The sequence below is a fragment of the Gracilimonas amylolytica genome (assembly GCF_002911695.1).
GTDB classification, from domain to species: domain Bacteria; phylum Bacteroidota; class Rhodothermia; order Balneolales; family Balneolaceae; genus Gracilimonas; species Gracilimonas amylolytica.
The window spans coordinates 1-23,235 of the sequence record NZ_PQBS01000010.1 but is presented as its reverse complement, the minus strand read 5'-3'; the positions used below and the strand labels follow the sequence as shown (position 1 = coordinate 23,235).

Genomic DNA, 23,235 nt, shown 5'->3' with positions numbered 1-23,235 from the left:
CTTAATTCTGAATCAAGGAATAACGGGTTAACACAGGATAGTGGTCACTCGTGGTTGATTCATAGTTCGGTACATAGTCTTCAGGCTGAAAGGACATGACTGACTCATCTACGTAAAAGGAGTATAATTCGTTAGAATTCAGGTGGTGATCGATCACATCAGGATACCCGGTCGTGGATGAGATGTTGTTATCAGACAGTGTTTTGGTTGGGAAAACGTAATCATCTGAATCATCTACAAAAGCCTTGTAAACGGATTCTCTGCCTGAAGAAATAGACTCATCAATATCATCATTGAAATCACCGAACACCATCACATGAGCATCAGGCCATGTAGTATCCAGGTATGATTTTAAGGCATTTGCAGCCGCTAGTTTTCTATCATAATCTTCATTATCCGTACAGCATTTGGCATGGATCAAAATGGCTACAATGTCGGCAGATTCGTCACCAATACTTGCAGTAAGCTGAACCTCAAGTGGCGGCCGGCCAGCAAACTCGTAATCGTAATCTGTTAAAATAGGTTGAGCCGAATTTACCGTGATCAGTTCGGGCTTATAGATCAAACCCACTTTCTGTTCATTGTTTCCAAAATCTTCGTAATAAGCCGAATCACTCTGTACGATCGGATCGTTAGCTAAAAAGCCCTCATACCCCTCAAGGCTGTCCAAGAGATCGTTAAAATGGGAAGTGGAAGTGACTTCCTGAACCGACCAGATGTCAAGATCCAATCCGGATATCACAAAACTGACGTTATCAAGCTGCAGGTTTTCATCAGAGGGACCTCGGCTGGTATCACCAAACCATTCCAGGTTCCAGGTTCCGAAGTCCAGGGTTGAAGAAGTACCTACCGGTGCAAATTCGGTGTTTGGTTCAGGCTCGTTGGTATCAATTGGAGTTGGGGTAGTATCGCTGCCACAACCTGAAAAAATAACAAGGGCATATAGAAGCAAGGATAACGAAAGTATGTGTTTACTATAAGACATAAGAGCTAAAAATTCTTGAGTGGTTAAGTATTTAAAAAATGATCGATAAGCAGATTGGCTGCCTTTTGGGTTGAAACTTCTCCATTCTGAACCTGTTCCCGAAAGGTTTGAAGCATGGTATTCAGTTCCTTGTTCTCATAAAACTTACGGTGGAGTTCCTGATTGATGCTTTCTTCAAGCCAGTAAACGGCTTGCTGTTTCCTTTTGGAATCGAAATAACCTTTGGTTTTGGTATGACGGATAAATTCGTCAATGATCGACCAAACATCATCAATGCCTTTATTGTGATAAGCTGAACAGGTCGTCACTTTGGGGATCCAGCCGGACTCTGTTGGCGGGAAAAGGTGAAGCGCGTTCTTAAACTCGGATTTAGCACGTTTGGCGGCCTCTTCATTTCCTGAATCGGCTTTATTGATGGCAATAGAGTCAGCCATCTCCATGATGCCGCGCTTAATGCCCTGAAGTTCATCTCCGGCACCGGCGAGCATCAGCAATAAGAAGAAATCTACCATCGAGTGTACAGCGGTTTCGGACTGCCCGACCCCAACGGTCTCTATCAGGATGGTATCAAAACCGGCCGCTTCACAAAGCGTGATGGTTTCACGCGTACTCTGTGCTACACCACCCAGCGACCCGGAAGTGGGAGTGGGGCGGATGTAGGCGTTTGGGTTGTTTGAAAGAGTGTCCATGCGGGTCTTATCACCCAGGATGCTTCCCTTCGTCCGAGAACTGCTTGGGTCAACAGCCAATACAGCCAGTGAACGGTTTTCCTTTTCAATGATGTGATTTCCGAACGCCTCAATGAAAGTACTTTTCCCGACACCGGGTACACCGGTTATCCCAATTCGAATGGAATTTCCGGCATGAGGCAGGCATCCCTCAATGATATCCTGCGCCATTTCATGATGATCCCTTTTTGTACTTTCAACCAGTGTGATCGCGCGGCTAAGGAGCATCCGGTTTCCGGAAAGTATGCCATCTATAAACTCTTGTGTTGTCGGGAGAGTGCGACTCATGAACCGTTGTTTGAGTAATTTTGGATGAGGGTATCCAGTATTTGTTTGGCAGCCCGTGGAATCACCGTACCGGGACCAAATACAGCAGTCACGCCTGCTTTATACAGGAAGTCGTAATCCTGCTGCGGGATCACTCCTCCGGCAATGACCATGATATCATCCCGCCCATGTTTCTTTAACTCCTCGATAACCTGAGGGACCAGTGTTTTATGTCCGCCTGCCAGGCTGGAAACGCCCAGAATATGCACATCATTTTCCACGGCCTGTCGGGCGGCTTCCTCCGGGGTTTGGAAAAGAGGGCCGATGTCCACATCAAAACCGAGGTCAGCAAAACTGGTTGAGATCACCTTGGCTCCGCGATCGTGACCATCCTGTCCCATTTTGGCAACCATAATACGCGGACGGCGGCCATCCAGTTCGGCAAATTCATCTGCTCGTTTTAGGGCTGCTTTAAACTGATCGTCGTCCTTAAGTTCCGAAGAATACACGCCTGAAATTGATTTAATGGTTGCTTTGTAACGGCCGAATGATTTTTCCATAGCGTCAGAGATCTCACCGAGGGTGGCTCTTTCACGGGCGGCATCAATGGCTAAAGCTAATAAATTTCCTTCACCGGTTTCAGCGCATTGGGTAATTTTATCAAGGCACTCTTTTACGTTCTCATCATTTCGGTCGGCTTTGGTTTGGTTGATCCGTTCGATCTGAGACCGCCGAACTTTATCATTATCCACTTCCAGGATATCGATATCAGATTTTTCGTCGGTCACATACTTATTGATGCCGACAATGGTGTCTTTTCCGGAATCGATGCGAGCCTGTTTACGGGCAGCTGCTTCCTCAATTCTCATTTTAGGAATGCCGGTCTCAATGGCTTTTGCCATACCACCCAGTTCCTCAACCTCACCGATCAAAGTCCAGGCTCGGCGTGCGATCTTATCGGTCAGATATTCCACATAATAAGAGCCCGCCCAGGGATCCACGGCCTTGGTAATGCCGGTTTCTTCCTGTAGAAAGATCTGCGTATTTCGTGCAATTCGTGCAGAAAAATCGGTCGGTAATGCGATGGCTTCGTCCAGGGCATTGGTGTGCAGAGATTGCGTATGCCCAAGGGCAGCAGCCATGGCCTCGATGGTAGTTCTCGCAACGTTGTTATATGGATCCTGCTCTGTAAGGCTCCACCCGGACGTTTGAGAATGCGTTCTGAGTGAAAGTGATTTCGGATTTTTTGGGTTGAAGGATTTAACGATCTTGGCCCACAGCAATCTGGCTGCCCGCATTTTGGCGATTTCCATAAAATGGTTCATGCCAATGGCCCAGAAAAAGGAGATACGAGGAGCAAATTCATCAATATCCATGCCGGCCTCAATACCGGTTCGGAGGTACTCCAAACCATCTGCCAGGGTATAAGCTAATTCGATGTCAGAAGTGGCACCGGCTTCCTGCATATGGTAACCACTGACCGAAATGGAATTGAAGCGAGGCATATTCTGAGAAGTAAACTCGAAGATATCACCAATGATCTTCATGGAAGGCACAGGCGGATAGATGTAAGTATTCCGAACCATGAACTCTTTCAGAATATCATTTTGGATGGTACCGGAGAGCTGTTCGGGAGAAATCCCTTGCTCCTCAGCCGCTACAATGTAAAAGGCCATAACGGGAATTACAGCTCCATTCATGGTCATCGAAACGGACATCTTGTCGAGCGGGATCTGATCGAACAGGATCTTCATGTCTTCGACAGAATCGATAGCCACGCCGGCTTTTCCTACATCGCCTGATACCCGTGGGTGATCGGAATCATATCCACGATGTGTGGCAAGGTCGAAAGCAACAGAGAGACCACGCTGTCCTGCTGCCAGGTTTCGGCGATAAAATGCATTGGATTCCTCGGCCGTTGAAAATCCGGAGTACTGTCTGATCGTCCACGGCCGAACGGCGTACATGGTCGAATAAGGTCCCCTTAGATACGGAGGAATACCGGCAGCATATTCAAGATGGTTCAGCGGTTCAATGTCACCTTGATTGAATTGTGGCTTAACCGGGATCTGTTCCGGGGTATCCCACTCAACATTATTGGGAGAGTTTTTTGAGGATGAACCGTTAAGCTTAAGGTCTATATTTGAAAAATCTTTCTTCATTATGCATCTCCTTTTTGGAGTTCAGCTTCAAGGTGCAAAGGTTCTATAGCCGGAATGTCAGTCGTGTTTTTAAATGGAAGTTCGTCTGAAACATCTGTGAAAATCTGTTTGTCGGTTAGGTCATTAATGGTCTCATCCGGTTGGTATTTATTTACGCCGACTAATACTTCTGTTTCTTGCCTGTAGGATCGGATCTTAGCCTGTCGGGCTTCCATGATCAGATCATGGATGTATCCTGATCTCAAACTTTCATAAAAACCGCCTTTTTGTTCGATCTTTTGAAAAAGCCCCCAGGCCTGGTTGCACAATTCTTCGGTGATCACCTCTATATAATATGAGCCGGCAGCAGGATCCGATACTCTGCTCAGGTAGGCTTCTTCCTGAAGGATCAACTGAGTGTTTCTTGCAATCCGGGAAGCAAAGGGAGTTGGTTCGTTAAAGTGATCATCAAAGCGATGAACCGACATGCTTTGGCAGCCGCCAATAGCTGCAGACATGGCCTCAGTGGTGGTCCTGAGCATGTTATTGTAAGCATCATTCTGGGTTTTATTCCAAAGTGCTGTTTCAGTCAGTATCTCTACCTGATGCTCAGAAACCCCATACTCGTTCAGTACCTGATCCCAGAGTAAACGGAAAGCTCTGTATTTCCCGATCTCAGGGAAGTATCGCGTACCTGTTGAAAACCGAAAAGAGAGCTTATCGGCAAGTTCCTGATCCATACCCAGATATTCATTTCCGGCAGCAAGGGAAAAAGCGAGTTGCTGTACTAAATTGGCTCCTGCATTGGCGTAAGCTGAGGTATCTATAACCAAAGAAATGGATGCTTGTGTGAGGGAACTCAGATACGGTTTGAGGTCTTCTCTATCCGGGAGTTTTCCACTTACCAAACATTGCGAAAAAAGATCCGCTGAAAAATGAAGGTCCAGTGAATCGTGATCCAGCTTGCGATCTGAAATGATCTCTCTGAACCACCCGGCCACTTTCGGAATCGAAATGGACGGACCAAATACTATGGAAATGATCTCGATCTGAATGTCTTTAAACAAGGTTTCAAGATCACTTTTGGATGACAGGCTGTTTGATTTTTGACGAAGATCAAGTCCGCCGGCACCATTTTCGAGGGCGTGTAAACACTGCTTATTGGCTTCTTCCGGAGAGGCAGCCTCAATGATCTCAAGTACGTTCCAGTTTCCGGAGGAGGTCAAGGGATGCGTGGAATGCTCGAGTGGCTTTAGGTCTTCAGAACGATAAAAGGGAAGGGCATTGAAGCCTTCACCGGTATCCCATCGGAGAACGTCCTTGTAGTTCTTGCCTTTCAGGTCTTTCTGTATGATTTCTTCCCATTTTTCAGTGGATACAGGGGGGAACTCGTTGAAATCAAGTTCATCCTCAAAATTCAGATCTTTCAAAACAATACAGGTTGAGAGTTGGGATTAATAATAGACTTACAAAATAAAGAGGTCAGAAGTTCTTTACTAACAGGTGTTAAAAAATACCGTTTTGATTAGTAAAAAAGCGCTTACAATTTGTATATTCCTGACCCTACTCACATAAATATTAATAACGACGTACTAAGAAGGACATGACGGACCAATTAATTGCCCCACTGACTCAGCTTACCGAAGATGAACAAATGTTAAAGGACGCTGCGGCTGATTTTGCACAAGCTTCGATCAAACCCCTGGTTGAAGAAATGGATGAGAAAGCAAAACTTGATCCGGATCTGGTAAAGCAATTTTTTGAGATGGGGCTAATGGGTATTGATATCCCGGAACAATACTCAGGCGGTGGCGGAACCTTTATGATGTCGATCGTTGCTATTGAGCAGATCTCCCGCGTAGATGCGTCAGCCGGTGTGTTTATGGACGTTCAGAATACTTTGGTAAACAATGCCTTCGTGAATTTTGCATCCGATCATCTGAAAGAAAAATATTTGCCACAACTGGCCACTGAAAAAGTAGGAGCCTACTGTTTGTCTGAGGCCGGTTCAGGGAGTGATGCATTCGCTCTTAAGGCATCAGCTAAAGAAGATGGTGATCATTTTGTATTGAATGGAGCTAAGCTGTGGATCACCAATGCCAATGAAGCGGATATCTTCCTCGTAATGGCAACGGTAGATCCGGATGCCGGGTATAAAGGTATTACAGCATTTGTGGTTGAACGCGGTATGGAAGGCTTTTCAATTGCCAAGAAGGAAAATAAACTGGGAATCCGTGCAAGCTCAACCTGTGAGATCCTGCTGGAAGATGTTCGCGTGCCAAAAGAAAATGTATTGGGCGAAGTTGGAAAAGGATATAAAGTAGCCATCGAAACCTTGAATGAAGGTCGTGTTGGTATTGGAGCCCAGATGATCGGTATTGCCCAGGGGGCTTTTGATGCTGCTTTGGAATATGTACAGGAGCGTAAGCAGTTTGGTAAAGCCATTGGAGAGTTTCAGGGCGTTCAGTTCCAGCTTGCAAGAATGGCAACAGATATTGAAACTGCCAGATTACTGGTTTACAACGCCGCCAGAAAGAAAATGGCCGGACAAAACTTCCTGAAGGAAGCCGCTATGGCAAAATTCTATGCTTCAGAAGTAGCTGAAAGCGTAAGTTCTCAAGCCGTGGATCTGTTTGGTGGATATGGATATGTGAAAGAATATCCCGTAGAGAAATATTACCGTGATTCTAAGATCGGTAAGATCTACGAGGGTACAACGAACATGCAGCTTAGCACTATTGCCAAGTTGCTACTTCGATGAGTGAGTGAGAAAAAGGGGGCTTCGGCCCCCTTTTTATTTTAAGGTTGTTTGTTTCGGAATCTCAGTAAGCCGTTAAAGACCCCACTTTTGTTCAACTCTTCCTGAGAAATGGCACAGCGGAAACCAATATCATAATCCTGAATATCAGCAAGTACGCCCACTCTCCAATATACTTTTGCCATTAAGGGCCCATCTCTGAAGCTGCCCCCTCTTATTATTCTTACACTACTGTTTTTCAGGTCATGCCAATCGTCAGGGTTTTCGTAAAATTGATAGTAGGCTCCGATCCACTCGTATACATTTCCGCTCATGTCATGGATCCCCAGGGCATTGGGTCTTTTTGTACCGGTTTGGTAGGCAAAAGAAATATTCCCTTCGTTGGTAATCGCATATGCCGATAAGGAGTCTTCTGAGTTTGTCCCCGAAAAAAGTCTTTTTTGCCCACCCTCACGTGCGGCATATTCCCACTCATTTTCGGTCGGCAGCCTCCACCCAAAATGTTCACAGAATGCTTTAGCATCATGCCAATTCACATATACGGCAGCTCTTGACCCTCGTCCGTAATCATCATTCCTGGGTAACTTTTTGCCCTGAGATACTGCAAATTCATCATACTGCTGAAAGGTTACTTCATACTTACCAATATAGAAGTCATTTAGTGTGACCTCATGTAATGGCAGTGCATCAGTGTTGGTACTGTCTATCAGGTCTCCCATTAAAAAAGTACCGCCCTCAACAAAGACCATTTCGGGTTTCAATATTGAAGGGTTTTTCTGTAACATTGCACACCCGCTAAAGAAGGTGAGTGCCACTAAAACAGCTATGTGTTCATATTTAATCATCTTGTTACTAATATAATAGTAATAACAAAATTAATTTAGAAATTTTGGAATGATGTTGTTACATACAGAGTTTTAACTTGGCAGATAAGACCATTGGATCAAATAAACAAAGCAGTAATGGACCAAAAAATATTAGATCAGCTGAAGCAATGCAGTAAGGATGAAGCATCTTATTCGAAGCTAAAAGAGCTGTACACGGAACTAGAGAACAGATTTTTAAGAGTAAACCAACAGCTCTCGCTTCTCGAACAAGCCATCAAACACGATTACGATTCTATTCTGATCACAGACCTTGATCTTGAGAAACCCGGCCCAAAGATCGTTTATGTAAATGATGGATTTACCAAGATGACCGGTTATACCAAAGAGGAGGCGATCGGAAATACCCCGCGAATGCTTCAGGGTGAAAAAACAGATCGTCATGTTCTTGATCGGTTAAAAGAGCGACTGATTGAAGGACAGGCATTTTTTGGTCACACAGTGAACTACAAGAAGGATGGTAGCGAGTTTATCAACCAATGGGATATTCATCCTCTGACCAACAAGAACGGTGAGATCACTCACTGGGTATCTTATCAAAGAGACATTACAGATCGCAAGGAATCAGGTAAACTGGTATTTGATGCCAACCTGGATTTTGACAACCTGGTAGAAGAGTCTAAGAAAACCTTCGTGGATCTTGACGTTCAGGGCAATATCATTTCCTCCAACAGTTCCTTCAAGAACCTGCTTGGGTATGATGCGGATGAATTCAAGACCATTAAATTCTGGGATCTTGTTTTAGAAGATGACAAAGAAGAAGTAAAACGACTGTTTTCAGATTTTGATGCAGAGCAGATAGAAGAATCACCTTACCAATGGGAATTTACTCAGAAAGACGGTGAGACCGTTAAACTGGAAGGAAAGGTCAACTACTTTGTAAATAATGAAGAGACGATCATCAGGATCCATTTTGATAATATTTCATTAAGAGATCGCATCATCGAAACGCTGAAGCGTAAGAAAAAGGACCTGGAATCCATTGTCGGGAAAAAAGATGAGTTTGTGTTACGCTTTGTGATACAGGAAAACGGGCAGACCGGATGTAAGTTTGTATCCGATGGGTACTCGGCCCTGACAGGACTTGATCCGGATATAGTGATCAAGGAAGGCGTGAAAAATGTAGTCCATGCTGATGATCTGCGTGATGTGGAAGATGCCATGGAGAAAGCCTTTGAAGGTACATCCACAAGCGTCAATTGCAGATATAAGACCTCTGATGGTAATTATATTTCAGTTGTTCAATCCTTTAAGCCGGATTATGGCACTAACGGAAAAGTGGTCGAGAGCGTAAAAAGCGTTGCCATGATAGAGCTTGAAGTGGAGAATTGACTCTACGCTTTCTAATTAAAATTAAAAGAGAAGAAAAAGCCCGATCATCGGGCTTTTTCTTTATAGGGACTATCTGAACCCGTATATTCAAAATAAAAATGGATATTAAAGAAACTGAAGACCGTATTGTAAGAGAGTTTGAACTGCTTCAAGATTGGCAGGAGAGATACAAGTACATCATCAAATTGGGGACGAAATTAGACCCACTTCCGGAAGATGATAAGATCGATGAAAATTTGGTCAAGGGATGCCAAAGTCAGGTTTGGCTTACCGCCAAAATGGAAGATGGAAAAGTGATCTTTAATGCTGATAGCGACGCTGCCATTACCAAAGGCTTGGTATCTCTGATGATCCGTTTTTATTCGGGAAGAACTCCGGATGTGATCATAAATACAAAGCCTGAATTCATTGATAAAATTGGTATGGCAAGCCATCTGTCACCTACCCGGGCCAATGGATTGGCATCTATGATCAAACAAATGAAGATCTATGCCATGGCCTTTAAATCCAGTGAAACGTTATCGTAATCTAATGGTTCTCCTTCCGTAATTTCCTTTTCTTAATACACTAATTGGAAGGATAATGGACATGAGCAAAAAGTATTCATTAACAGGTATCTCAGATATTGCGCTGGGAAAAGACCTGAGGGCCGAAAATGAGGTTATCGGTTCTAAAGCCAGTATGTCCATATTAAACTCCGTTTCCTTCTTTTTGGCGGGGGTTTCCATTCTGTTTCTGGTTGCCTTTCAGATCAATGAATCCGTATCGCTGACCTGGTTCTTCCTTTCTGAGGCCATAGCCTTTTTGTTGATCCCGTTACTGGCCAGGCAGGGGTTTGAAAAAGCTTCCAAAATACTTCTGATCGCCTATGCAGATATTGGGATCATTATTTTGAGCTCTGTTTTTGGGAATGATGCGATGATACAGGCCTTTTTTATTCCGGCCATGGGGCTTTCTATTCTGCTTTTTGATAATACTCAGATCCACCTACGCAACATCGGGATCTTATTATCCATTTTATCCTATTTTGTTCTGGATTACATCATTTTTGAAAGAGTTAACATGACAGCCAGCGGATTTTCTCTTGTGAGATGGGCTGTGCTTACGGGTTCATTCGTAACCACATGGCTGATATTCAACACCTTTTCCCAGTTCAAGGAAAATGCGGAGCAACAAACTCTGGAACTGCTCAAAAAGGAAAAGGAACTGAACGAAGAGCTGAGTGTAAAACAGGAAAAATTAGAGAATTACATAAGTCAGTTAGAAGAAACGACCACTGAACTTGAAAAAAGCACAAAGGCCAAATCGGAATTCCTGGCTACTATGAGTCATGAGATACGCACACCGATGAATGCCATACTTGGTATGACTCATCTCCTGAAGCAGGATAATCCCAGAAAAGATCAGCTTGAACCCATCAATATTCTTGATTTCTCAGGTAAGACCCTGTTATCGCTGATCGATGACGTGTTGGATTTCTCAAAGATCGAAGCCGGAAAGATCGAATTTGAAAAGGTAGAATTTGACCTGAATAATCTGATCAATGTCATTCTTGAAAGTTTCCGATCAACAGCAAAGAATAAGGATATAGACCTGAAAGTGGAGGTCGCTGAACAGGTACCGGGAAGATTGATCGGCGATCCCGCCCGGCTAACACAGATCCTGAATAATCTGTTCAGTAATGCTTTGAAGTTTACTGAAGAAGGCGAGGTGAAACTGGAAGTCAGGGTTCTGCAACATGAGCACGAACAGGCAAGCATTCAGTTTGCTATATCGGATACCGGAATAGGTATTGATGAAAAACGCATCAACACGATCTTCGATAGCTTTACACAAGCCAGTCAGAACACCAAGAGGCTGTTTGGAGGTACCGGATTGGGCCTTACCATCAGTAAGCAACTGACGGAGCTTCAGGGCGGAACCATTAGCGTTGAAAGTGAGGAGGGCGTAGGTAGTACCTTTACTGTGGAGCTTGAATTTGGTGTGGCTCAACAACCGGAAGTCAGTACGAACGGTTCGCAAGGTAAAATAGAAGGGTCAAGTTTACTTAAAGGAGTGAAGATACTTCTGGCCGAAGATAATGTGGTGAATCAGAAAGTGATGACACGTTTTCTGGAGCGCTGGGAAGTGGAAATGAAAGTGGTTAACAACGGAAAAGAAGCCCTGGATGCCATCCAGGAGTGTAATTTTGATGTGGTGCTGATGGATCTCCAAATGCCTGAAATGGATGGGTATGAAGCTACTGAAAAGATCAGAAAACTGGACGACCCGTATAAGAGAAAGGTTCCCATTATCGCCCTCACAGCGGCGGCCTTAAAAGAAGTCCGGGAGCATGTATATGCGGCCGGCATGAATGATTTTGTGACTAAACCTTTCAATCCCGCAGATCTTGAGCAAAAGCTGGCCCAGATCGTAGGAGTTTAAACCATTCAGTTAGTTTAAAAAAACTGTCAGAAAAAATAAGAGCCGCTCCGTATCAGGAAGCGACTCTTGGGGTTTTTCGGGGTACAAATGAAATTCTTAACCGGTCACATTCTCCGGTATGTTTATATGGAATGTAGTGCCCATTCCTTCAATGCTCTCTACTTTGATCTCACCATTGTGCAGTTCTACATACTTTTTAACGATCGGTAAGCCCATACCTGTACTTATTTCGCCTTTGGTGCCCTGACGCTGATGATCTTCATCTTTTTCAAAAATAGTAGGCAGGTGCGCCGCAGGAATCCCGATCCCGGTATCAGAGATGTAAAGAAAGAGGGTTTTTTCTTCAACGCCCGTAATTTTGACATCCAGTGTGATGCTGTCTCCCTCGTGGCAAAACTTTAATGCATTAGAGAGTAGGTTACTGACAATGAGTTTGAATTTCTCGCTGTCAAGCTTGAATGTTCCGGGTGTGCTGAGGTGTGTGTTTATGTTGATGCCTTTTGCATTGGCAAGTGGGTTATAGATATCGATCAGATCCTGGATCAGATCATCCATCACTACATCATCTATGATTAGTTTTGTTTCCCCTTGTTCCATAGAATTAGAGACTAGTTCGCTGGTGTAGTTTATAAGTTTTCTCCCGCTAAGTTCTATCATATTCAGGATCTGGTTTAGTTCCTCGCGGTCACCGCCCCATAGATTCTGTAAATAATGAGTTGAACTGACAATCCCGTTCAGCGGGCTCTTTATATCGTGGTTTACAGCTCTCAAAAACTGATCTTTTTCTTTATTGAGTCGCTGTAATTCCTGTTGTTGCTTTCTGAGATCAAGTCTCGCTACGATCTCATTGGCAATAGTTTGAAGTCCTTTCTTTTCTTTGTCGGTCAATGAACGAGGCTGGGTATCTAATACACATAAAGCCCCCAGATTATACCCATCAGTAGTACGAAGAGGGTATCCACTATAAAATCGTAAATTCGGATCATTCTTCACATAGGGCATGTCAAAAAATCTTTCGTCTTCAGACAGATCCTCAACTTCAAAATTAACCTGATCCAAAATAGTGTATTGGCAAACTGACTCAGACCTTGGTGAAGATTCAACATCCATTCCATAAGAGGCTTTGGTCCACTGTCTGTTATAAGACAGAAGGTTCATGAGTGAAATAGGAGATCCTGTGATCATGGCTGCCAGTTCTACCAGAGAATCAAATTCATCTTCCGGTAGCGTATCAAGGATCGCGTATTCCTCCAATTTAGCCTGACGTTCCGCTTCGTTGGCCGGTACAGTGGCATTTCCCGCAAAGTGCTGATCTGTTTGTTTATGCAAGTACATGGTTTTCATAGTTCCTTTCCTAATGATATAAGGCGTTATGTGGCCCTTTTGTTTCACGTTTTGGAAAGGAGATCGTCAGAACACTGTCGGCTCCTTCTGTAATTTTTATTTCACCATAGATCTGAGTGAGTAACACTTCAATGAGTTCGTTGCGTAAGGTTTGTTGCAATCCGGAGTCAGATCTTTGAAAATCAAGGACCCGGTGAATCGGATCAACCAGGTCGATGATCACTTTGTTATCTTCTTCCCGTAAAATGAAGGAGATCTGACCGTCTTGTTCATCTTTTGAAGCCGTGCAGGCATCGTGCAGATATTCAAGGATCTCATTCAAAAGCATACCTGCAGGTATGGCCTGATTTACATTCAAATGCACATCAGAGAGCTCGAAATCAGAGATCAGAGGAACCTTTCCTTTCATCAGTTTACTGGTCTTGCCGAGAATGCTTTCTATGTATTCGTTGAAGCTGACGTGGGAAAGGCTGTCATTTTGGTATAACAGCTCATGTACCTTGGCAATGGTCTTAATTCGGGCTTGAGTAGAATCGAGGTGTTTGGTAACCTGCTCATTTTCTACACTCATGATCTCCAGTTCCAGAAGCCCTGAGATAATAGCCAGATTATTTTTTACCCTGTGGTGAACTTCGGTCAATAACGTTTCTTTTTCCTGGAGTGATTTTTCGAGCAAATTACGGGCTTCAACCTGTTCAGTTACATCAATGGCCTGAACAAAGATACCGTAGATCTCTTCATTATCATCCCGTAGAGGTTTGTAAACGAAATTCAGATAATGGGTTTCACTTTCAAGGCTATCGTTTTTACGGAAATAGACCGGATGCTCGTTGAAAGAATATGCTTTTCCTTCCCAATAACAGGAATTCAAAATATCGATCAATCCCTGATCTTTTAGTTCCGGTAAAATTTCAATAACCGGTTTATTTAAAATATTCTGATGCCCGATCAGCTGTTCATAATTTTCGTTGGCAAAGCTAAATTTGTGGTCTTTGCCTTCCAGCACTGCAATGGCTGACGGGGCTTCCTCGAACATATCCTGCATGTGAATACGAGCCTTTTTCTCGGTTTCCAGCAGTTCAAGGATCTGATCCTCAAGTTTCTTTCGTTCTGATATGTCCACATACATTCCGTATATGGCAATTACTTCTCCATCCACTTCTACGGGTACGCCACCGACCAATACCGGGATCTCTTTTCCACTCTTGGTTTTTCGAATAGTTTCAGATTGGAATGACTCGCCCGTTAAGCTTTGTGCTGTAAAAGACTCAGCCTGTTTATTCATGTAATCAGGCACGATAGCCTGGGACAAGGTTTTGTCTTTTAGCTCATCTTTACTGTACTCAAAGGTTTCTTCAAAGCTGTTATTAGAACTCAGAATATTCTCTTTACCATCAATGAGAACAATGCCGATAGGGGAGTTATAAAATAGCTGGCTTAACAGTTCTGCATTTTTCTTGCGCTCGTTTTCGATCTCAAGAAAATCGTTTCGGTTCAGCCCACCGCCAACAATGAATGTTTTTCCATTTTGTTTAAAGTTTGAACCCCTGAGCAGGTAATTAACGATCTCTCCGTTTTTTGTGAGGCATTTGACCTCAAAACTCAGGCTTCTTCCTATCAATTCACCTTTTAGTACCTCTTCCAGCTTATATCGATCATCGGGGTGGATCAGCTCAAATACGTTAATGCGGGCTATTTCCCTGGCAGAATAACCAAGATCTTTCTCCAGCATGTCATTCCAGCGGACCATCTCTCCCTCAGTAGAAAAAACAAAAAAGGCTGATGGTAAACTTGAGATCGCTGATTCCGTGAATTCTTTTTCCTCAATAAGCTGCCGCTGTATCGACTTGCGCTCAGAGATGTCTTTGATGTTAATAATAGATTTTTCTGTGCCGTCTTCATCAGTGAAAATGGCACTGCTGACCTCAACGGGCATAAGGTGGCCGTTTTTATGGGTAAAATAGACCTCACCAACAAAACTCTTGTTCTTTCGTCTGTTTTGAAGGGCTTTTTTGTTAAGTGGGTGTTCAGGGTCGAAAACTATATCACGATGCTCTCCTTCAAGTTCATCTTTAGTATAGCCAAGTAGATCACAGGCAGCCGGATTGACCTTTAATAATCGGCCATTCGGTCTGCCTATGATTACACCTTCCAGGGTATTATAAAATTGTAGCTGATAAAGTTGTTCAGTTTTCCGAAGAGCCTTTTGGGCCACTTTTTTGTCAGAAACATCAACAAATGCCCAGCTGGTGATATATTTACCATCCTCGTTTCTGAAAAGAGTTACGCTCATTTCAACAGGCACGGTGTTACCGTTGGCGGTCTGAATATCAACTTCTCCGATCAGGTTACCATCTCGATTGACCTGCTTTTGAAGACGGTCGATATCCATTTCCAGGTCAAGAAAGTTCTGTATGTTTGAAAACGTGATGTCATCACCGGATGTTTCAAGCAGGTCGCAAGCCACTTTGTTAGCCTCGATGATAACTTTGTTTTCATCCGCAACCAGAATTCCATACAAACTGTTATTAAAGTGACTCTCAAATTTTTGCTGAGTTTCCTTAAGATACTTGGTGCTTTGTATCTGATCACTGATGTTGTCGTACATCAAAATAGCTCCACCCTGTGACCCAAGTTGAGTAACCTTTACCTTGAACCATTGATGTTCATCTTCATCCTTGGCTTGAAATTTACACTTACCTTCAAAAACAGGGATTTCCTGGGTCAGAACCTCTTTAATTCCGATCAAAAAGCGTAGAGCAAAGTCGTTTTCTTCAGCTAATGGGGCCTGAAGAGTTTTTAGAATATTAGATCCAAGATCGGGGTGGCACCAGGTAAGTAGTAAGTTATCCCGGAAAGTCTTCCAGGCTTGATTATAGGCTATGATGGTACCGGCTTCGTCAATTACAGCAATTTGAGAATCCAGGGCATTCAGCAGGCTTGAACTTAAGCTGTCCAGCTCTGATATCGAATATATGTCTGATCCTCGTTGATTTTTCATTTGCTAACCCGGTACTTAACCATTGTCTTTAACAAAAGTTAGAAGGTATCGGACGTAAATGAATGACGTGAAAAGCCTATTTTTCAAATTACGCATAAAACGGTAATTGGTGTTTATTATACTTAGGTAAAAAGACTTATTCCGGTTCACTGAAATAATTACTTCCGCTAAGTAGATTATCAATGGCTTCGGTGATCTCAGATTCGGTTGGGGTGTTAGGGATCACTCCGTTTGCCCCGGCTTCAATAAGTGGGGTGATGTAATTAAAGCTTGAAGGATACATAACCAAAAGGGGAGAGGTGATCAGGTACTGATTGATCTTCTGTATGCTTTTTGGGGCATTCCCAATTCCATAGGATGAATTGAGGTCAAAAATAGCCAGGTCGAGGCTACTGTCATCCAGCATCTCGGGATTATCAAACAAATCATCCGGTTTGTGAAACGTAATGACAGCCGAATAATTAGACTGTATGGTGTCACAAATAAAGCTGTTTGTTTGATTGGTCTTACCTATGTATGCAATTTTAATCACCCGAACCCCCGCAAAGCTTGGGATGGTTATGTTTAATATTAATCTAATTCAAAGGGGGATAATTGTGAATAGGCTTAAAGTCGTAATTATAAATAGATAGGCATAGGTAAAAATACCTACGTATTAATTACTTGAAAAATGATGCTGGCATACAATACCGGGCTTTGATAGCCTTATAAGGATCTGCAATATGAAAATGAAAACAGTTAATGAGAGCAGGGGTGGGTTAACCCGAATTGCTGAAGAGATTATTTTTTAAGGCAAACTTTACGAGGCCGGCCGTATTTTTGGCTCCTGTTTTTTGAAGCAAGTTTCTTCGGTGCGCATCAATGGTTCTGACGCTTACAAAGAGTTTATCGGCGATCTCCTGATTGGTGAACTCATTCACGATCAGCTTGAGGACCTCGAGTTCCCTTTCAGTGATATGGACATCCTCTTCATCATTCACGCGATTAACATCTGGGGTCACCAGCTCCTGAAGTATGGCCTGGGTGGCATCGTTACTGAAGTAGTGTTTGCCATCTACAATAGATTCAATAGCCGTGATCAGTTCTTGCTTTCCCGAGCTTTTCAGGATATATCCGGAAGCTCCTGCCTTGATCATTTTACGAATGTGCTGGTCTTCACTAAGCATGGTGAGAGCCAGTACTTTTACATCCGGTTGTTTCTCTTTGATGATGCGTGTGGCCTCTATACCATCCATTTCGGGCATGGTTATATCCATAATGATGACATCTGGAGATTTTTCGCCACAAAGTCGGACGGCTTCCTTACCGTTTTCTGCCTCACAGATAATATCAAAGCCGGGGTGGTCTTCAACCATGATCTTTATTCCGTCACGAACGATCTTATGATCATCAACAATGCCAATCTTAATATTTGCCATATCTTAGTTTTTTGGTTTCGTGATCGGTACCACTACGCTCAGGAAGGTACCCCTATTTGGTTTGCTGTCAAACTCGAATGTACCGCCAAGGGCTCCGGCTCTGGTTTTAATAGTTTGAAGTCCAAGCCCCGGTTTAAAGTCTTCTGCATCAGCGTCAAACCCAATGCCATTATCATCAATTGAGAGAATCAAATCAAGCTCATCTTTTATTAACTGTATGTTTATCTCGGAGGCTTCAGCATATTTAATGGCGTTAGAAAGTCCTTCCTGAGTGATCCGGTATAAGTTGAATTGTACCTCGTGCCCTAATTCAAGGTCTTCAATATTATGATAATAGGTGACCTTGACTCCCGGTGTGTTCTTGTAATTTTCAACAAGGGACTGAACTGCAAGTGCAAGGCCATAATCATCCACAACCCTTGGCAACAAGTTTCTCGAGATCTGAGCGGTCTCCGTAACCGCATACTGTAGCAGGTTCAGACCATTTTCAAGCTGTTCCTGTTTGCGTTCACTTAAAGCCTCTGCTTCATCCTTTACCGAGTTAAGATTCATATTAGCCGCAGCAAGGTACTGCCCTAATCCATCGTGAAGTTCCTGTGCAATACGGGAGCGTTCTTTATTTTCACCCTCCACCAAAGAGGCTAGGACCATTTCTTCGGCTTTTTTCTGCTCGGTGATATCATTTACCAGAACCAGCCGGTAGTTGTTTCCAAAATAATTTATGGAAGACCCGGTAACCTTAACATCAATAACCGATCCATTCTTTTTAATATGTTTCCATTCCGTGGTCTCAGTTACATTATCTGAAACGTGTTGCTTAACGGCCTTCAGGAATGCCCTTCGGTCTTCTTTAGGCCTGATATCTAAAAGGGTCATACCATAGAATTCCTTACGGGAAAATCCATAATGCTTGATGGCTGCGTCATTGACCTCAATGATCTTGAAGTTTTCAGGATCATAGATCCACATAGGCATAGGACTCTTTTGGAATAAGAGCCGGTAGTTGTGTTCTGATTCGGCCAGCCGGCGTTCTGCCTCTACCTGCGCGGTCACATCAACGACTGTGGAGATCATCAGGTTTTGCTCGTAGAGCGGAATATTCTTGGCGTTGATGAGTCTTTCCTGCCCTTGTTTGGTGGTAATGCGAAGATGCTCCCAACTCATTCGGTCAGGATTACGGGATGCCATATCGGCCATCACCATTTCTACCATGCGTTTACGGTGTGCTTCATCCGGATAGACCTTTTCAAAAAACGTACTCAGATCGGTCAGATCTTCACTTGGCCAGCCGTAGATCTCTGAGAATTTTTTATTCATAACGGTAACCTCCCCGGAATCGATCAGGTTCACCGCTACACCAATAGGCAGGTTGTCAAGCGTGGATTCAATGAAAGCATTTCTTTGGGTTAACTCTATCTGGGTTTCCTCCCGTTCAGTGACATCCTGAATGGTTCCGCTAATGGCCACCGCCTCACCTTCCTCATTAAATTCAGTTTCAGCCAGTTCATGGAAGTACCCAATACTTTCACTTTCAGGTTTTATGATCCTGAATCGGATATTTAAATTGCCGGTTTCGAGGGCCTGATTAAAAGCATTTTGATACTCTTCACGATCATCAGGATGTATAAGCTGTAAGGAAGCCGAAAGTCTGCTGTCTTTGTCGGATGGATCTTGTTCTGTAATGTTATAATAACCCTGTGAAAATATAGCATGATCATTTACCAGGTCGCGCCACCAGTGACCAAAATTGGCAATGTCTTCTGCTTTTCTGTAGCGTTCGGCAAGGTCCTGCAATTGGACCTGATATTCAACGGTTTCTGTAATATCCTGAACAGTACCACTGATCAGATAAGGTTTCCCGTTCTCGTCCATTTCGACCCGGCCCAATTCGTGGACGTGAGCTATGTTTCCACTCTTTTGTTTAATGATGCGATAGTGGATATCCAGTGAACCCGTTTTATATGATCTCTCAACGGCTCTCAAAAAGAAGTCAAAGTCATCGGGATGGATAATCTGTTTTAAGATATCGAAGGTGAAATCAATATCAGTGTCGAGCTCAACGATCTTATACAAACCTTCGGAAACGGAAGATTCATCGGTACGTATGTCGCGGCGCCAATGACCAAAATTGGCAAGCTTTTCCGCATTACGATACTGATTGGCCAGCTCCTGAAGTTGCCTTTCCTTACGTTTGATCTCAGTGGTATCGATCCCAATGCCTATAGACAGATCTTCAGTTACCTTAATATTTGACCAGGAAGTTTCAATGAGCTCTCCTGACTTTGTGATGACGTTGAAATCTTCCCAGCTGCCATCCGCTTTAAGCATGTGTTGTTTGGCTAATTCCTTTTGATCTTCAGGGATCATCGTATCGATCAGGTCAATAGTCTTGAGGTCTTCGTTTGTGTAACCGGCCTTTTGCTCAAAATGTTTGTTGATTCGATATACATTTTCATTCTCATTATGAAGGTTGATGAGGACCGGGATGTTGTTATAAATCTTTTCGAGTTCCAGCCGGTCTTGCTCGTGTTTGATTTCCAGCTCTTTCTGCTCGGTGATATCCATACCAATTCCAATGGTGCTTCCATCAGAGATACGAATGTTAGCCCATCGCTGAATTCTTTTTTCCCCTTGTTTTGTGACGGTTTCGAATTCCTTGAATGTACCATCAGCTTCTTCAATAGAATTCCAGGCTTTTTGGCGCATGTCCTTATCGGGATAAACAATTTCCATGATCCCGGGATTTTCAAGGTCTTTATCCGTGAACCCGGTGATCTCTTCATAGGCTTTATTCACACGAACCGTCTCTCCGTCAGAAGAAGTGATATCGATCATGACAGGGATATTCCTGAATACACTCTCAAAAAGCTCCTTCTCTCTCTGAAATTGATCCTCGAGTTTCTTTTGCTCTGTAATATCGGCCACTACTCCGGATAAGTGAGTTGCTTTGCCATTACTGTTATACAGCAGATTACCTCGGCTGTGCATCCAGTGAATGGATCCATCCTGCACTTTTATTCGGTATTTGACCTCAAAGTTTGAACTCTTCCGGCCAATGGTTTTCTCAAGTGCTTCGCGAACATACTCTCTGTCTTCCGGGTGAATGGCATCATAAAATTTATTGATGTTCCATTTGATCCGATTTGAAGGGATTCCAAAGAGTTTATGGTGATATTCAGATCGTTGAATTTTATTTGTTTTCAGGTCGATACTCCAGGAGGCCATACCGGCGGCATAAAGCGCAGAGTCAATGCGTTCCTTTTCGTTTGAGATCCTTTCGTTACTCAAATGGATCAGGTAGTAAAGGAAGATACCTGTGATCACCACATAAAAAAGCCCCTTGACGGTTTGATACTGAGAGATGAGTCTTGCATCATTGGTAAGCCAGATCAAAAATTGATCCGAAAGCAAGATCCAGAGCATCGCGAACACGAGGTAATATACCGTGATCGAAAAGGCATTTGGTTTAAAAAGATCAGGGACCCGGAGCATGTTATAAATGCATTATTCAGTGAATCTTTGGGATAAACTAACCGCTTTATCTCGCAAACAACAAACAATATTTGAGTTGGATGTGAAAAAGATACGAAAACCTAAGTCACCGGATCATCTGAAAACTTTTGCTAAATAAAAAACCACCCCCACCTTTAAAAGGCGAGGGTGGTTGTACTTGCACCCACTAGAACCCAAACTGGTTCTCTTGACCACAAAGTCAGAGCGATCTCAAAGCAATTCCTTACAAAAAAAGTGAAATTATTTTTTGTGAGAAAAACACGGTTAAAAGGTATTTAAAGAAGGTTTTTATGAAAAAGTTAAAAAGTAAACGTTCAGGAGCTCACAAAATCAGGCCGATCTTGTGCGAGCGTGAGAGTGTAGTAGTTTGCAGATAGGCAGAAATAAAAAAGCCGTCCTAATTAAGACGGCTTTGAAAGGCAATTGGTACACCCGGGGGGATTCGAACCTCCAACCGCCTGATTCGTAGTCAGGTACTCTATCCAATTGAGCTACGGGTGCATTTATTTGAGAGCCCTAAAGATAAGAAGTTAAATACAGTGGGGCAATTAATTTTAGAATGTGAATTTTTAATCCCCAAAAGTGAGAGTAAAGGTAGTCCCCCTGTCAACTTCACTGATTACACTGATATGCCCACCTAAGTTTGTCATATGGTTATACACCAGGTAAAGGCCAATGCCTTTGCTGTCTTCGTGGTCGTGGAATTTTTGGTGGAGACCAAACACCTTATCCTGATTATCCTCACTGTCAAACCCCTGACCATTATCTGAATATATAAGCTGGTGCTTTCCATCTACAACTTGAGTGGTCAGTGTTATTTCAGGATCCCGATCAGGATGAGCATACTTCACGGAATTCGTGATCAGGTTCAGAAAAATACTTTCGAGGTAATTTTGGCTAAAGTTGACCGTATCAAAGGTCTCAAAATTAGTAATGATGCTTGCTTTGGCATCCTTTAAAAGTGAACTGAGTGATTCAGTGACTTTATTCAGCACATCATTAAGGTTTAGCTTTTCTTTCTTGATGTGAAGCATGTCATCACTTTGAAGATGATCGACATATTGATCGAGCGTTTGTTTAAGGTTTTGTGATGCCGTCTTAAGTATCCTGATAAATTCCAGTGTTTCCGGATCTTTGATGTGATCAGTATCCATTAAGCTAAATACGGCAAGTAAATTACTTACGGGAGATCTTAAGTCGTGGGCCGTGGTATAGTTCAATTGCTTTAATCGCTGATTTGCTTTGGTTACTTCTGAAAGCAGCTGATTACGTTCTGATTCATGTTGTTTTATGTGAGTGATGTTTTTTGCGATCGCGTAAACCAATTTGTGATCATGTACAGGCATCGATGTCCATGAAAGCCAAACGGTTTTCCCATCTTTTGAAAGGTACCTGTTTTCAAAATTCAGAAGAGGCTTGCCGTTTCTTATGTTTTCCCTGTGCTTTTCTGTCAGGATGCGATCATCCGGATGAATGAAAGAGTTTATAGGTTGATCAAGTAGCTCCCTATCAGAATACCCCAGCAATTTGCAGAGTGCAGGGTTTACTTTTTTGAAATAACCATCAAAGCCTGCGATACAAAGCGGATCACTTGATAACTCAAAGAAGGGGGTAAGGGAATATATTTTATTCACCTCTGCTAAAGTATCATCAGAGTACATATTGTGAGTACAATTTTAAATAGATCCTGTATGCGATCAATGTAGTGCAAAAAAATTAAGGGGCTGAAGTAGCTAAGGGTTAATGTTTGGTTTGCTTATACCATGATTTTAATTGCTTTAAGAGCTCTGCATGATTGCCTCCGTTGAAGCGCCACTCACATTCCTTTAAAAACCAGTAAAAATTATCTGCTTTGATGCCGTTAAATTTGCGCATATGACGCTTGGCTTGATTCCAGAAATTCTCTATTCCATTTATGTGATTCAGTTGATCTGCAAAGAGTTCACTGTGGTTAATTCGCATGTGGTGGAACTCAGAGATATCCAGGGCATTGTAGGAGCGAAAAGTATCGGTATAAACAATACTATCCGGCTGCACATTCTGTTGAATAATTGGTAGCAAGGTTTCTGTTTTAGCATTCGGAATAATAGCCGTGTACACTTTACCTCCACGCTTAAGTAATCCAAATACAGCTACTTTGCCGGTAGATCCACGGCCACGCTTACCTTTACGCTTGCCTCCAAAATAGCTTTCATCGGCTTCCACTTCCCCAGATAATTCATAACTGGGTAGTTTACTTGCAATGAGTTGACGTAGTCTCATAAAAAACCGTATAGCGGTGTTAGCTTGAACACCAATCAATTCCGAGGCTGCACGGGCCGTAGTACCTGCTACAAAATGTTCTATCAGCCGGCTTTGTTGGTGTGGGGTTAATCGACTTTTGCGTTCATACATAGTAACTAATTTAGCACCTTATTCAAGTCTTAGCTACTTCAGCCCC

At 43.0% G+C, this 23,235-nt stretch carries 16 protein-coding genes and 1 tRNA gene; 4 read left to right on the top strand and 13 right to left on the bottom strand.

Going from position 1 to position 23,235, the window contains the following annotated elements:
* Position 1: 1 nt before the first annotated feature.
* From C3B73_RS02380 to C3B73_RS02365, 4 genes are read right to left on the bottom strand one after another with little or no spacing between them, the layout of a single operon-like run.
* Positions 2-985 carry an endonuclease/exonuclease/phosphatase family protein gene (locus tag C3B73_RS02380; RefSeq protein ID WP_103664038.1) on the bottom strand — a complete coding sequence of 328 codons (984 nt, stop codon included), beginning with the start codon at positions 983-985 and terminating at the stop codon, positions 2-4.
* Positions 986-1,008: 23 nt separating this feature from the next.
* Positions 1,009-2,001, bottom strand: coding sequence for a methylmalonyl Co-A mutase-associated GTPase MeaB (gene meaB / locus C3B73_RS02375; protein WP_103664037.1), 993 nt, complete (start codon positions 1,999-2,001; stop codon positions 1,009-1,011).
* The gene (gene scpA, locus C3B73_RS02370) at positions 1,998-4,142 is read right to left on the bottom strand and encodes a methylmalonyl-CoA mutase (RefSeq protein ID WP_103664036.1); all 2,145 of its coding nucleotides are present in this window, start codon (positions 4,140-4,142) and stop codon (positions 1,998-2,000) included. The genes meaB and scpA overlap by 4 nt, the downstream gene beginning before the upstream one ends.
* Positions 4,142-5,551, bottom strand: coding sequence for a methylmalonyl-CoA mutase subunit beta (locus C3B73_RS02365; protein ID WP_157939401.1), 1,410 nt, complete (start codon positions 5,549-5,551; stop codon positions 4,142-4,144). Before C3B73_RS02365 ends, scpA begins: the two co-directional genes overlap by 1 nt.
* A 173-nt stretch (positions 5,552-5,724) precedes the next feature.
* Here C3B73_RS02365 and C3B73_RS02360 point away from each other — a divergent pair, with 173 nt between their 5' ends.
* On the top strand, positions 5,725-6,882 hold the full coding sequence (locus C3B73_RS02360) for an acyl-CoA dehydrogenase (RefSeq protein WP_103664034.1): 1,158 nt from the start codon (positions 5,725-5,727) through the stop codon (positions 6,880-6,882).
* Between the two features lie 38 nt (positions 6,883-6,920).
* Here C3B73_RS02360 and C3B73_RS02355 read toward each other — a convergent pair whose 3' ends face one another.
* On the bottom strand, positions 6,921-7,724 hold the full coding sequence (locus C3B73_RS02355) for a formylglycine-generating enzyme family protein (RefSeq protein WP_232802944.1): 804 nt from the start codon (positions 7,722-7,724) through the stop codon (positions 6,921-6,923).
* A gap of 117 nt (positions 7,725-7,841) precedes the next feature.
* On the opposite strand from C3B73_RS02355, the gene C3B73_RS02350 reads away from it, so the two are divergent.
* The 3 genes from C3B73_RS02350 (at position 7,842) to C3B73_RS02340 (ending at position 11,519) form a co-directional block, all read left to right on the top strand.
* Positions 7,842-9,095: a PAS domain-containing protein gene (locus C3B73_RS02350; protein ID WP_103664032.1), complete on the top strand. Its 1,254-nt coding sequence runs from the start codon at positions 7,842-7,844 to the stop codon at positions 9,093-9,095.
* A gap of 98 nt (positions 9,096-9,193) precedes the next feature.
* Positions 9,194-9,622 carry a SufE family protein gene (locus C3B73_RS02345; protein WP_103664031.1) on the top strand — a complete coding sequence of 143 codons (429 nt, stop codon included), beginning with the start codon at positions 9,194-9,196 and terminating at the stop codon, positions 9,620-9,622.
* A gap of 61 nt (positions 9,623-9,683) precedes the next feature.
* On the top strand, positions 9,684-11,519 hold the full coding sequence (locus tag C3B73_RS02340) for a response regulator (RefSeq protein WP_232802943.1): 1,836 nt from the start codon (positions 9,684-9,686) through the stop codon (positions 11,517-11,519).
* Between the two features lie 96 nt (positions 11,520-11,615).
* On the opposite strand, the gene C3B73_RS02335 is transcribed toward C3B73_RS02340, so the two are convergent.
* The 8 genes from C3B73_RS02335 to C3B73_RS02300 form a co-directional block, all read right to left on the bottom strand.
* Positions 11,616-12,863 (bottom strand): GAF domain-containing sensor histidine kinase, encoded by a 1,248-nt coding sequence (locus tag C3B73_RS02335; protein ID WP_103664029.1) that lies wholly within the window; start codon positions 12,861-12,863, stop codon positions 11,616-11,618.
* Between the two features lie 10 nt (positions 12,864-12,873).
* A complete protein-coding gene (locus C3B73_RS02330) occupies positions 12,874-15,864 on the bottom strand; it encodes a PAS domain S-box protein (RefSeq protein WP_103664028.1) in 2,991 nt (996 codons plus the stop codon).
* A gap of 136 nt (positions 15,865-16,000) precedes the next feature.
* Entirely contained in the window at positions 16,001-16,396 is a 396-nt protein-coding gene (locus C3B73_RS02325; RefSeq protein WP_103664027.1) for a response regulator transcription factor, read from the bottom strand.
* Between the two features lie 226 nt (positions 16,397-16,622).
* Entirely contained in the window at positions 16,623-17,282 is a 660-nt protein-coding gene (locus C3B73_RS02320; protein WP_103664026.1) for a response regulator transcription factor, read from the bottom strand.
* A gap of 3 nt (positions 17,283-17,285) precedes the next feature.
* Positions 17,286-20,774, bottom strand: a complete 3,489-nt coding sequence (locus C3B73_RS02315) for a PAS domain S-box protein (protein WP_103664025.1) — start codon at positions 20,772-20,774, stop codon at positions 17,286-17,288.
* 445 nt (positions 20,775-21,219) lie between these two features.
* A tRNA-Arg gene (locus tag C3B73_RS02310) sits at positions 21,220-21,296 on the bottom strand.
* Positions 21,297-21,364: 68 nt separating this feature from the next.
* Positions 21,365-22,456, bottom strand: a complete 1,092-nt coding sequence (locus C3B73_RS02305) for a PAS domain-containing sensor histidine kinase (RefSeq protein ID WP_103664024.1) — start codon at positions 22,454-22,456, stop codon at positions 21,365-21,367.
* A gap of 79 nt (positions 22,457-22,535) precedes the next feature.
* Positions 22,536-23,189, bottom strand: coding sequence for an IS1595 family transposase (locus C3B73_RS02300; protein ID WP_103663931.1), 654 nt, complete (start codon positions 23,187-23,189; stop codon positions 22,536-22,538).
* Positions 23,190-23,235 lie beyond the last annotated feature (46 nt).

Coding starts and splice junctions, on each gene's coding strand:
- C3B73_RS02380 (WP_103664038.1), bottom strand. CDS start 985: ATGTCTTATAGTAAACACATACTTTCGTTATCCTTGCTTCTATATGCC.
- meaB (WP_103664037.1), bottom strand. CDS start 2,001: ATGAGTCGCACTCTCCCGACAACACAAGAGTTTATAGATGGCATACTT.
- scpA (WP_103664036.1), bottom strand. CDS start 4,142: ATGAAGAAAGATTTTTCAAATATAGACCTTAAGCTTAACGGTTCATCC.
- C3B73_RS02360 (WP_103664034.1), top strand. CDS start 5,725: ATGACGGACCAATTAATTGCCCCACTGACTCAGCTTACCGAAGATGAA.
- C3B73_RS02355 (WP_232802944.1), bottom strand. CDS start 7,724: ATGATTAAATATGAACACATAGCTGTTTTAGTGGCACTCACCTTCTTT.
- C3B73_RS02350 (WP_103664032.1), top strand. CDS start 7,842: ATGGACCAAAAAATATTAGATCAGCTGAAGCAATGCAGTAAGGATGAA.
- C3B73_RS02345 (WP_103664031.1), top strand. CDS start 9,194: ATGGATATTAAAGAAACTGAAGACCGTATTGTAAGAGAGTTTGAACTG.
- C3B73_RS02340 (WP_232802943.1), top strand. CDS start 9,684: ATGAGCAAAAAGTATTCATTAACAGGTATCTCAGATATTGCGCTGGGA.
- C3B73_RS02335 (WP_103664029.1), bottom strand. CDS start 12,863: ATGAAAACCATGTACTTGCATAAACAAACAGATCAGCACTTTGCGGGA.
- C3B73_RS02330 (WP_103664028.1), bottom strand. CDS start 15,864: ATGAAAAATCAACGAGGATCAGACATATATTCGATATCAGAGCTGGAC.
- C3B73_RS02320 (WP_103664026.1), bottom strand. CDS start 17,282: ATGGCAAATATTAAGATTGGCATTGTTGATGATCATAAGATCGTTCGT.
- C3B73_RS02315 (WP_103664025.1), bottom strand. CDS start 20,774: ATGCTCCGGGTCCCTGATCTTTTTAAACCAAATGCCTTTTCGATCACG.
- C3B73_RS02305 (WP_103664024.1), bottom strand. CDS start 22,456: ATGTACTCTGATGATACTTTAGCAGAGGTGAATAAAATATATTCCCTT.
- C3B73_RS02300 (WP_103663931.1), bottom strand. CDS start 23,189: ATGTATGAACGCAAAAGTCGATTAACCCCACACCAACAAAGCCGGCTG.